Annotated in this window: 11 protein-coding genes and 2 pseudogenes; 7 read left to right on the top strand and 6 right to left on the bottom strand. The window is 69.4% G+C overall.

Translation table 11 applies throughout. The annotated features are described in order from the left end of the window. The 4 genes and pseudogenes from EHS43_RS26080 to EHS43_RS46645 form a co-directional block, all read left to right on the top strand. A pseudogene (locus tag EHS43_RS26080) lies at positions 1-296 on the top strand (metal-binding protein); the annotation flags it as partial. Next, a complete protein-coding gene (locus tag EHS43_RS26075) occupies positions 293-712 on the top strand; it encodes an NUDIX hydrolase (RefSeq protein WP_125193197.1) in 420 nt (139 codons plus the stop codon). The pseudogene EHS43_RS26080 and the gene EHS43_RS26075, both read left to right, overlap by 4 nt. A 295-nt stretch (positions 713-1,007) precedes the next feature. Further along, positions 1,008-1,844, top strand: coding sequence for a hypothetical protein (locus EHS43_RS26065; RefSeq protein ID WP_125193195.1), 837 nt, complete (start codon positions 1,008-1,010; stop codon positions 1,842-1,844). Positions 1,845-1,941: 97 nt separating this feature from the next. Then, positions 1,942-2,118, top strand: coding sequence for a hypothetical protein (locus EHS43_RS46645; protein WP_020122926.1), 177 nt, complete (start codon positions 1,942-1,944; stop codon positions 2,116-2,118). A gap of 36 nt (positions 2,119-2,154) precedes the next feature. On the opposite strand, the gene EHS43_RS26060 is transcribed toward EHS43_RS46645, so the two are convergent. Beyond that, the gene (locus EHS43_RS26060) at positions 2,155-2,517 is read right to left on the bottom strand and encodes a metal-sensitive transcriptional regulator (RefSeq protein WP_125193194.1); all 363 of its coding nucleotides are present in this window, start codon (positions 2,515-2,517) and stop codon (positions 2,155-2,157) included. Between the two features lie 211 nt (positions 2,518-2,728). On the opposite strand from EHS43_RS26060, the gene EHS43_RS26055 reads away from it, so the two are divergent. Together EHS43_RS26055 and EHS43_RS26050 are read left to right on the top strand one after the other, a co-directional pair. Continuing rightward, positions 2,729-3,349, top strand: a complete 621-nt coding sequence (locus EHS43_RS26055) for a DUF47 domain-containing protein (protein WP_045555910.1) — start codon at positions 2,729-2,731, stop codon at positions 3,347-3,349. 8 nt (positions 3,350-3,357) lie between these two features. Then, complete coding sequence (locus tag EHS43_RS26050) at positions 3,358-4,356, top strand: inorganic phosphate transporter (protein ID WP_125193193.1); 999 nt, start codon at positions 3,358-3,360, stop codon at positions 4,354-4,356. Between the two features lie 103 nt (positions 4,357-4,459). On the opposite strand, the gene pstB is transcribed toward EHS43_RS26050, so the two are convergent. The 4 genes from pstB to pstS form a co-directional block, all read right to left on the bottom strand. Next, entirely contained in the window at positions 4,460-5,236 is a 777-nt protein-coding gene (gene pstB / locus EHS43_RS26045; RefSeq protein WP_007383025.1) for a phosphate ABC transporter ATP-binding protein PstB, read from the bottom strand. A 63-nt stretch (positions 5,237-5,299) separates the two neighbouring features. Continuing rightward, positions 5,300-6,361: a phosphate ABC transporter permease PstA gene (gene pstA, locus EHS43_RS26040; protein ID WP_125193192.1), complete on the bottom strand. Its 1,062-nt coding sequence runs from the start codon at positions 6,359-6,361 to the stop codon at positions 5,300-5,302. Continuing rightward, a complete protein-coding gene (pstC, locus tag EHS43_RS26035) occupies positions 6,358-7,362 on the bottom strand; it encodes a phosphate ABC transporter permease subunit PstC (RefSeq protein WP_125193198.1) in 1,005 nt (334 codons plus the stop codon). The genes pstA and pstC overlap by 4 nt, the downstream gene beginning before the upstream one ends. A 119-nt stretch (positions 7,363-7,481) precedes the next feature. Then, entirely contained in the window at positions 7,482-8,606 is a 1,125-nt protein-coding gene (gene pstS, locus EHS43_RS26030) for a phosphate ABC transporter substrate-binding protein PstS (protein WP_125193191.1), read from the bottom strand. 297 nt (positions 8,607-8,903) lie between these two features. Here pstS and EHS43_RS26025 point away from each other — a divergent pair, with 297 nt between their 5' ends. Beyond that, positions 8,904-10,445: an FAD-binding oxidoreductase gene (locus tag EHS43_RS26025; protein WP_125193190.1), complete on the top strand. Its 1,542-nt coding sequence runs from the start codon at positions 8,904-8,906 to the stop codon at positions 10,443-10,445. A 31-nt stretch (positions 10,446-10,476) separates the two neighbouring features. On the opposite strand, the pseudogene EHS43_RS26020 reads toward EHS43_RS26025, so the two are convergent. Further along, positions 10,477-10,618, bottom strand: a pseudogene (locus tag EHS43_RS26020) (integrase core domain-containing protein); the annotation flags it as partial.

Raw genomic sequence — 10,618 nt, 5'->3', positions numbered from 1 at the left:
GCGTGCAGGACGCCCCCTGGCACCAGGTCCGCCTCCTGCTGCGCCTGCACCGCTACGCGCGCGAGGTCCTGGCCTCCTCGGTGGACGTACGGCTCCTGACGGCGGGCCAGTGCCTGGACCGGCACCGCGACGCCTCGGAGGCGGCCGCTGCGGCTGCGGCTGCGGCTCGTACCCCCCGTATCGCCCCGGCCACCGCCTACGCCCTGGGCGTCCTGCACGCCGACCAGCGTCACGAGGTGGAGGCCGCCCGGTTCGCGTTCCAGCAGTGCTGGCAGAAGGAGCCGGTGAACACATGACGGGGTCCGGTGGCAGGAACGACTGCGTCGTCCAGGCGGCCGGGTGCGTCCTGTGGCGCCGCTCACCGCTCGACGGCGACCTGGAGATCTGCCTCGTCCACCGGCCGAAGTACGACGACTGGTCGCATCCCAAGGGCAAGTTGAAGCGCGAGGAGGACGCCCTCACCGCCGCACTGCGCGAGGTGGAGGAGGAGACGGGCTACCGCGCCGAGCCCGGCACCGAGCTGTCCACCGTCCGCTACATGGCCAACGGCCGCCCCAAGAGGGTCCGTTACTGGGCGGCCGAGGCGACCACGGGCCACTTCACCCCGAACGACGAGGTGGACCGCATCCTGTGGCTCTCGCCCGCCGCGGCCCGCAGCCGTCTGACGCAGTACCGCGACCGCACCCTGATCGACGAGCTGCTGCCCCTCTAGGGGCCGTCCGTGTGGCCGGCCGCGTCCGCGCGTGCCTGGCTGCGGGCTCTGCGCGCCGGTCCGCGCCAGCCGCAGGAGCACCGGGCCAGACAGAAACGGCCTTGTTCGACCATCTGCGTGTGATGGGCCGGTCGGTCGGAGGGAGCGGGGGGAGTCCTGTCCTGCTGCTGCGCCACTCCGACAACGTTACCCAGCTCGGGTAAAGCCCAAGTATGCGCGTGACGACCCCTCCCAGCCGTCGTTAAGCGAACGACAGGCGGTCCTGGACGGACGTATCGGCTGGGGGTAGGCGGCGATGGCGAAGCGGCAGCAGAAGCGGGCCCGCGGTTCGGCCGCCGCCGCGGCGGTGCTCATGGCCTGCGCCTGCGCCACCGGTTGTTCGGCGAGCGGTGCTGCCCTGGACGGCGCGCACGGGGCCGGTGCGGTCGAGACCCTGCGCGAGGCAGCCGACACCCTGGTGGACGCGGGCAGTTCGAAGACCCGTACGTCCATGGAGATGGCCACCGGCGGCACCCGGGTCACCATCCGGGGCGAGGGCGTGTACGACTACCGCGGGCGGCGCGGCCGGCTGAAGGTGATGCTGCCGCAGGACCCGGCCGGCACCAGCGAGCACCGCCCGATCACCGAACTCCTCGCCCCCGGAGCCCTGTTCATGAAGAACCGGGGCGCGGGTGTGCCCGCCGACAAGTGGGTGCGGGTCGACACCGCGAGCCTCACCGACGGCAACCTCGTCACCGGCGGGGCCACCGATCCGCTCGTGGCCGCCGAGGTGCTGCGCGGGACCAGGACGGCCACGTACGTGGGCGCGGCCGAGCTCGCGGGGACCGAGGTGCGCCACTACCGCGGCACCGCGGACCTGACCGCCGCCGCCAGGGACGCGGACAGCGCGGGCAAGGGGGTCCTGGCGGCGGCCGCGAAGGGGTTCGCCACGGCCGCGGTGCCCTTCGACGTCTACCTCGACGACCAGGGCCGCATCCGCAAGGTGCGCCACCGCTTCAGCTTCGTCAACGGCCGGCAGCAGGGCACCGTCGCGGTCGCCTCGACGACCCTGCTGTTCGACTTCGGGGTCGCCACGGACGTACGCCTGCCGGCCGCCCGGGACATCTACGCGGGCAAGATCGCCGACGAGTGAGCGGCCGTGACGGGCGTCAAGGACTAGCCCGTCCGTGCCATGCGCGGTGTGTAGCCGCTCCCTACTCTAGGAAGTCGGTGACGGCAGAGAAGAGGTGATGCGCGTGGCTCCGGTCGGCGGTACGGCGGTTCAGGACCACGTGGCCCTCGCCGAGATCGAGTTGTGCGGAGAGCTGATCATCGCGGCGTCGGCCGCGGACGACCGGCTCAGCCTGGAGAGCATCGACGAGGTGCTGAAAGTGGCCGAGGAACGCGCGGACGCCCCCGGCCGGTGAGCCGGGGGCGCCTGGTGCGTCGTACGGAAGGCCGGATCACGTCCTCAGGAGACGGCCGATCGCCTTCGTCGCCTCCTCGACCTTCGCGTCGATCTCGGTGCCGCCCTTGAGGGCCGCGTCGGCGACGCAGTGCCGCAGGTGTTCCTCCAGGAGCTGCAGCGCGAAGGACTGCAGGGCCTTGGTGGAGGCGGACACCTGCGTGAGTATGTCGATGCAGTAGACGTCCTCGTCGACCATCCGCTGCAGGCCCCGGATCTGCCCCTCGATCCGGCGCAGGCGCTTGAGGTGCTCGTCCTTCTGCTTGTGGTAGCCGTGCGTGGTGGGTTCAGGGGACTCGTGGGGGCTGTTTTCCGCCACTGTCTCCAGGGGCGCCGTGGCGCCGGCCCCGGTCGTCGTCATCGCGTCCTCCACATCACGGCCACACCCTGAGGGAATCACATACCCCTCCTGGGTATATCGTACCGAAGTTTCCCGGGTATAGGGCCTGCGGACGGCCCCCGTGCCGACCACTGTGCCCGATGGGCGACACTGGGGGACGGCCCATTAGCCGTGGCCGGATGATGCACTTAGCATCACCCTGACCGAAACCGATGCACCCCGAGGACCCCTTGTGCGCTTTCGTCTGACCCCCAGGGAGACGAGCTTCTACGACATGTTCGCCGCTTCCGCGGACAACATCGTCACGGGCTCGAAGCTCCTGATGGAACTGCTCGGGGCGGACGCCTCCGCCCGGGCCGAGATCGCAGAGCGTATGCGGGCCGCGGAACATGCCGGTGACGACGCCACGCACGCGATCTTCCACCAGTTGAACTCCTCCTTCATCACGCCGTTCGACCGCGAGGACATCTACAACCTGGCGTCCTCCCTCGACGACATCATGGACTTCATGGAGGAGGCCGTCGACCTGGTCGTCCTCTACAACGTCGAGGAACTGCCCAAGGGCGTCGAGCAGCAGATCGAGGTGCTCGCGCGGGCCGCCGAGCTCACGGCCGAGGCCATGCCGAACCTGCGGACCATGGACAACCTCACCGAGTACTGGATCGAGGTCAACCGGCTGGAGAACCAGGCCGACCAGATCCACCGCAAGCTGCTCGCCATGCTGTTCAACGGCAAGTACGAGGCCATCGAGGTCCTCAAGCTCAAGCAGATCGTCGACGTCCTCGAAGAGGCCGCGGACGCGTTCGAGCACGTGGCGAACACGGTGGAGACCATCGCCGTCAAGGAGTCCTGAGCCCTTCCATGGACACCTTCGCTCTGGTCGTGACCATCCTGGTCGCGCTCTTCTTCACGTACACCAACGGCTTTCACGACTCGGCGAACGCCATCGCGACCTCGGTGTCGACGCGGGCGCTCACGCCCCGGGCCGCGCTCGCGATGGCAGCGGTCATGAACCTGGCAGGCGCCTTCCTGGGCTCCGGGGTCGCCAAGACCGTCAGTGAGGGACTGATCGAGACGCCGGAGGGCTCGAAGGGGATGGCCATCCTCTTCGCCGCGCTGGTCGGCGCGATCACCTGGAACCTCATCACCTGGTACTTCGGTCTGCCCTCCTCGTCCTCGCACGCGCTGTTCGGCGGCATGGTGGGAGCCGCGCTCGCGGGCGGCACCGAGGTGATCTGGAACGGCGTCCTCGACAAGGTCGTCATCCCGATGTTCCTGTCCCCGGTCGTCGGCCTGATCGCCGGCTACCTGGTGATGACGGCGATCATGTGGATCTTCCGGCGGGCCAACCCGCACAAGGCCAAGCGGGGCTTCCGGATAGCGCAGACCGTGTCCGCGGCCGGCATGGCCCTCGGCCACGGCCTCCAGGACGCCCAGAAGACCATGGGTGTCGTGGTGATGGCCCTGGTGATCTCGGGCCACGAGACCTACGGCGACCCGATCCCGGTCTGGGTGAAGATCGTCTGCGCGGTGATGCTGTCGCTGGGCACCTACGCGGGCGGCTGGCGCATCATGCGCACCCTGGGCCGGAAGATCATCGAGCTGGACCCCCCGCAGGGCTTCGCCGCGGAGACGACCGGTGCGGCGATCATGTTCACCACCGCGTACCTGTTCAAGGCGCCGGTGTCGACGACCCACGTCATCACCTCGGCGATCATGGGTGTCGGCGCCACCAAGCGGGTCAACGCGGTCCGCTGGGGCGTCGCCAAGAACATCGTCCTCGGCTGGTTCATCACCATGCCGGCCGCGGCGGCCGTGGCCGCCTGCGCCTACGGGATCGTGAACCTGGCGTTCCTGTAGGAGCCGTACACGTGATCGGGCCCGCCCCCGGATTCCGGGGGCGGGCCCTCTGTGTCCTCGCGGTGGCACCGCCATGCAGCACCGCGAGGGGTCGTGGGCCGGCTCAGCCGAAGCGGCCGGAGATGTAGTCCTCCGTGGCCTGGACGGACGGGTTGGAGAAGATCCGCTCCGTCTCGTCTATCTCGATCAGCTTGCCGGGCTGGCCGACGGCGGCCAGGTTGAAGAAGGCCGTGCGGTCGGAGACACGGGCCGCCTGCTGCATGTTGTGCGTCACGATGACGATCGTGAAGCGCTCCTTCAGCTCACCGATCAGGTCCTCGATGGCGAGCGTGGAGATCGGGTCCAGGGCCGAGCAGGGCTCGTCCATGAGCAGGACCTTGGGCTCCACCGCGATCGCGCGGGCGATGCACAGACGCTGCTGCTGACCGCCGGACAGGCCGGAACCGGGCTTGTTCAGCCGGTCCTTGACCTCGTTCCACAGGTTCGCGCCCTTGAGGGACTTCTCCACGACGTCCGACAGTTCGCTCTTCTTGTACGAGCCGTTCAGGCGCAGGCCCGCCGCCACGTTGTCGAAGATCGACATCGTGGGGAACGGGTTCGGGCGCTGGAAGACCATGCCCACCTCGCGGCGCACGGACACCGGGTCGATGCCCTGGCCGTACAGGTCCTCGTCGTCGAGGAGCACCTTGCCCTCGACGCGGCCGCCGGAGGTGACCTCGTGCATCCGGTTGAGCGTGCGCAGGAACGTCGACTTGCCACAGCCGGAGGGGCCGATGAAGGCCGTCACCGAGCGGGGCTCGACCGTCATCGAGATGTCCTCGATCGCCTTGTGGGAGCCGTAGTAGGCGGTCAGACCGCTTACGTCGATTCGCTTGGCCATAACTACTTCACTTCCAGTCAGTCGCTGAGAAGGCCCCGCCCGGCGGAGCCGGAGAATGTCGCCCTAGCGACCGGTCTTCGGGGCCTTCCAGCGGGCGATGCCGCGAGCCACCAGGTTCAGGATCATCACGAAGGCGATCAGCGTCAGGGACGCCGCCCACGCTCGGTCGTACGCCGCACCGGCGCCCGCACTGTTCGCGTACTGCTGATAGATGTACAGCGGCAGCGACTGCTGCGCACCTTCGAAGGGGTTCGCGTTGATGAGCGAGTTGCCCCACACCAGGAGCAGCACCGGCGCGGTCTCACCGGCGATACGGGCGATGGCGAGCATGATGCCGGTCGTGATGCCGCCGATGGAGGTCGGCAGGACCACCTTCAGAATCGTCCGCCACTTCGGGACGCCCAGCGCCAGGGACGCCTCGCGCAGCTCGTTCGGGACGAGCTTGAGCATCTCCTCCGTGGAGCGGACGACGACCGGCATCATCAGGATCGCCAGGGCGAGCGAGCCGGCGAACCCGAAGGGCTGCATGTCGAACATCAGCATGATCGAGAGGATGAACAGGCCCGCGACGATCGACGGGATACCGGTCATGACGTCGACGAAGAACGTGACGGCCTTGGCGAGCTTCCCGCGCCCGTACTCGACCAGGTAGATCGCGGTCAGCACACCGATCGGCGCCGCGATGACGGTGGCGAGGGCGACCTGCTCCAGGCTGCCGAGGATGGCGTGGTAGATGCCGCCGCCCGGCTCGGAGTCGGCGATCAGACCCATCGAGTGGGTCAGGAAGTAGAAGTCGAGGACCTTCAGCCCGCGCGAGACGGTCGACCACACCAGGGAGACCAGCGGGACCACGGCGAGCAGGAAGGCGACCCACACCAGCGCGGTCGCGATCCGGTCCTTGGCCTGCCGGCGGCCCTCCACACGGGCGGCGACGACGTAGGTGCCGAGGACGAACAGGACCCCGGCGATCAGCGCCCACTGGATGCTGCTCTGGAGTCCGGCGGCCGCGCTGATGCCGAGCCCGAGGGCGACGGAGCCCGCGGCGATGGCGTACGGGGTCCACTTGGGCAGGCTCGCGCCGCGCAGGGTGCTGGGGCGCTTGTCGGCGATGACGGCGTTGCTCATGCGTTGGCCCCCGAGTACTCCTTGCGACGCGCGATGATCATGCGGGCCGCGCCGTTGACCAGCAGGGTGATGACGAAGAGGACGAGACCGGAGGCGATCAGCGCGTCCCGGCCCAGCTCGCTGGCCTCGCCGAACTTGCTGGCGATGTTCTGGGCGAAGGTGCCGCCGCCCGGGTCGAGCAGGCTGGCCTGGATGTCGAAGCTCGGCGACAGCACGGTCGCCACCGCCATCGTCTCGCCGAGGGCGCGGCCGAGCCCGAGCATGGACGCGGAGATCACGCCGGAGCGGCCGAAGGGGATCACCGCCATGCGGATGACCTCCCAGCGCGTGGCGCCGAGCGCCAGGGCCGCCTCCTCGTGCATCTGCGGGACCTGGCGGAAGACCTCGCGGCTCACGTTGGTGATGATCGGCAGGATCATGATCGCGAGCAGGATGCCGACGGTGAGCATGGAGCGGGGGGCCCCGCCCTGCCACGTGAAGATGCCGGTCCAGCCGAGGTAGTCGTCCAGCCAGCCGTAGAGGCCGTTCATGTGCGGGACGAGGATCAGGGCGCCCCAGAGGCCGTAGACGATGGACGGCACGGCGGCGAGCAGGTCGATCACGTAGGCGATCGGGCCGCTCAGCCTGCGGGGGGCGTAGTGCGTGAGGAACAGCGCGATGGCGACGGCGATCGGGACGGCGATGGCCATCGCGATGATCGAGGAGACGATCGTGCCGAAGACCAGGACCGCGATGCCGAACTTCGGCGGGATGAGCTGGGTGTTCCACTCGAACGCGGTGAAGAAGTTCGCCTCGTCCTTGCTGATCGCGATCGAGGCGCGGTAGGTGAGGAAGCCGGCGATGGCGGCCATGATCACCAGCAGCAGGATGCCCGACCCGCGGGACAGGCCCAGGAAGATCCGGTCACCGGGACGGGTGGCGCCGCGGGCCGCGCGCTTCTGCTCGGCCACGGTCGGCTGGGAGGTGGGTGGAGGGGTGTCTTTTATCTGTGTGGTGTCCATCGGGTTCTCCGGTCTGCTGAGCCCCACGCGGGGTGCGGCTCCTGGCGGCGGTGCACCGGACGGTGCGGTCCGGACCGGCACCCCCGGGAAGGGGGCTCGGCCCGGACCGCACACTCAGGTCAGCTCAGGCCCTCGATGGTGGTGCGGACCTTGGCGATGATGTCGGCGGGGATCGGCGCGTAGTCGTTGTCCGAGAGGACCTTCTGGCCGTCCTCGGAAGCGACGTAGCGCAGGAACGCCTTGGTGGCGGGCAGGGTGTCGGCCTTGTTGCCCTTGTCGCAGACGATCTCGTACGTGACCAGGACCATCGGGTAGGCCCCGTCGGCCTTGGTCGCGTAGTTCAGCTGCAGCGCGAGGTCCGAGCCGGTGCCGACGACCTTGGCGTCGGCGATGGCCTTGGAGGCGTTCTCCGTGGTCGGCTCGACCGGGGCGGAGGCGCCGGTGTCGATGCTGACCGGCGTGATGCCGTCCTTGGCGTAGGAGAGCTCGAAGTAGCCGATGGCGCCGTTGGTCTGCTTCACCTGCTGGGCGACACCGGAGGACTGCGCGGCGGACTGGCCGCCCTTGGCCTGCCAGGTCTTGCCGCCGTCGTAGGGCCAGTCGCTCTTGGCGGTGGCGATCAGGTACTTCGTGAAGTTGTCCGTGGTGCCGGAGTCGTCCGAGCGGTGGAACGCCTGGATCTTGAGGTCGGGCAGCTTGACGCCGGGGTTCAGCTTGGCGATCGCCGGGTCGTTCCAGTTCGTGATCTTGGCGTTGAAGATCTTGGCGATGGTGGGCGCGTCCAGCGTGAGCTTGTCGACACCGGAGATGTTGATCCCGAGGGCGATCGGACCGCCGACCATCGGGAGGTCGATGCCCTGGCCGCCGGAGCAGACCTTCTTGGAGGCCGTGACCTCTTCGGGCTTCAGCGCGGAGTCGGAACCGGCGAAGGCGACCTGGCCGTTGTTGAACGCGGTCACACCGGCACCGGAGCCACCGCCCTTGTAGTTGATCTGCACGCCACAGGCCTGCGTGAACTGCTTGACCCAGGCGTCGATCGCGTTCTTCTGCGCGGAGGAGCCGTCGGCGAGGAGCTGACCCTTGGCGTCGTCACACTTGATGTTGCCCGCGGCGGCGGTGGCGGACGCGTTGCCGCTGCCGCTGTTGCTCGTGTCGTCGGAGCCGCACGCCGTGAGGGCCAGGGCGCCGGAGACGGCGAGAGCACCGAAGGCGAGGGCCCGCCGGTTCTTGCGCTGAAGCTTCACTTGAGTTCCTTCCGGGAGCCGCCGTCCTGAATCCGGCGGCGTGCGCGAAGTCTGGGTGACACGGATGCGCATTCGAGACGCACCACGCATCGCGTAAGGCCGAAATTAGGCAGATCAGGTGAAGGCGTTTATGGCCGGAAGTGAACGGGGGGTGAACCCCTGCAGAAGGTGCGGTGAGGTCACGGAACGCTTACGCCGAGGGCACAGTGTGATTCCGGAACCCGCCTGGGAACCCCCACACCCACAGTCCCGTCTCGTACCACGGAAGCCTGCGAGGCCGACGAAAGGCACGGATACATGGAACGGCGTACGTTCATCGGGGGCGGCGCGGCCGCGATAGCGGCTGTGGCCACGGCCGCCTGCGACAGCGGCAACAGTGTCGGCGCCACGCAGAGCACGGTCGGCCAGGCCCTCACCTCCCGTACGCCCGCCGCGGCCGCCGCGAACTGGTCGGCGCTCGCCCGCGACCTGGACGGCCCCCTGCTGCGCCCCGGCGACGCGAACTGGTCGACCGCCCGGCAGCTCTACAACACCCGCTTCGACGCGCTGAAGCCCACGGCGGTGGCGTACGCCGCCCACCCCGACGACATCCGCACCGCGCTCGCCTACGCCCGCGCCCACGGCGTCCGGGTGGCGATCCGCAACGGCGGCCACTCGTACGCCGGCTGGTCCTCGGGAAACAACCGGCTGATCGTCGATGTCTCGAAGCTGAACCGCGTCCGCGCCTCGGGCGGCACCGCCGTGGTCGGCGCCGGCGCCAAGCTGATCGACGTCTACCGGGCCCTGACCGCGAAGGGCGTGACGATCCCGGCGGGCTCCTGTCCGACCGTCGGCGTGTCCGGCCTGGTCCTCGGCGGCGGCCACGGCGTGGCCTCCCGGGCCTACGGCCTGACCTGCGACAGCCTCACCCAGGCCACCCTGATCACCGCCGACGGCAAGCAGCTCACCGCGAACGCGTCCACCAACAAGGACCTCTTCTGGGCCCTGCGCGGCGCGGGCAACGGCAACTTCGGCGTGGTGACCGAGCTGCACTTCAAGACCCACCCGGCCCCGCAGGGCGTGACCGCGTACGCGACCTGGCCGTGGTCGAAGGCGGCCGCCGTGGTGCGGGCCTGGCAGGAGTGGGGCCCCGCCCAGCCGGACGAGATCTGGTCCTCCTGCCATCTGGAGAACGGCGGCTCGCCCTCCGTGGCGGTCGCGGCCTTCTCCATGGGCACCTACGGCGAGCTCCAGAACGCGCTCGACCGCCTGGCCGACAGGATCGGCTCACCCGCCCGCAGCGTCTCCCTCCGGCGGCACTCCTACGAGAGCGCGATGGAGGCGTACGCGGGCTGCTCGTCCTTCTCCACGGACGCCAAGTGCCATCTGCCCGGCCCGACCCCGAACCGCGACCCGCACGGCGCCCTCGGCCGGGAGACCTACGCGGCCCGCTCGGACTTCTTCGACCGCTCGATCTCCGCGGCCGGCATCCAGACCCTCCTGAAGCAGGTCAGCGCGGTCCGCGGCGGCTCGGGCAGCATCGCCCTGACGGCCCTCGGCGGAGCGGTCAACCGCGTCTCCCCCACGGCCACGGCGTTCGTCCACCGCCGCTCCCGCATGCTGGCCCAGTACATAGCGTCCTGGCGGGCGGGCACCACGGGCACGGCGGCCCAGTCCTGGCTGACGGGGGCTCACGACGCGATGCGGCCGTACGCCTCGGGAGCGGCCTACCAGAACTACACGGACCCGACGCTGAAGGACTGGCGGAAGGCGTACTACGGCGACGCGGCGACCAAGCTGGCCAAGGTGAAGAAGCAGTACGACCCGCAGGGGTTCTTCACCTTTCCGCAGGCGCTGTAGCGCGCCGCGGCCCTACGTCGCCGGACAGGACCTAGGTGTATTGCCCCGTGAGGTTGGGGACGCGGCTGGCGGGTGGTTGGCCCTTGAGCGCGGTGTGTCCGCGGTGGTGATTGTAGGTGTGCAGCCAGTCGGGGAACGCTGCGCGTCGTTCCTGCTCTGACCGATAGGGCTTT

Source organism: Streptomyces sp. RP5T (genome assembly GCF_003933965.1).
In the GTDB taxonomy this organism is placed as follows: Bacteria; Actinomycetota; Actinomycetes; order Streptomycetales; family Streptomycetaceae; genus Streptomyces.
Note: the sequence above shows the minus strand (reverse complement) of the source record. Positions and strands in the feature narration are given on the sequence as shown.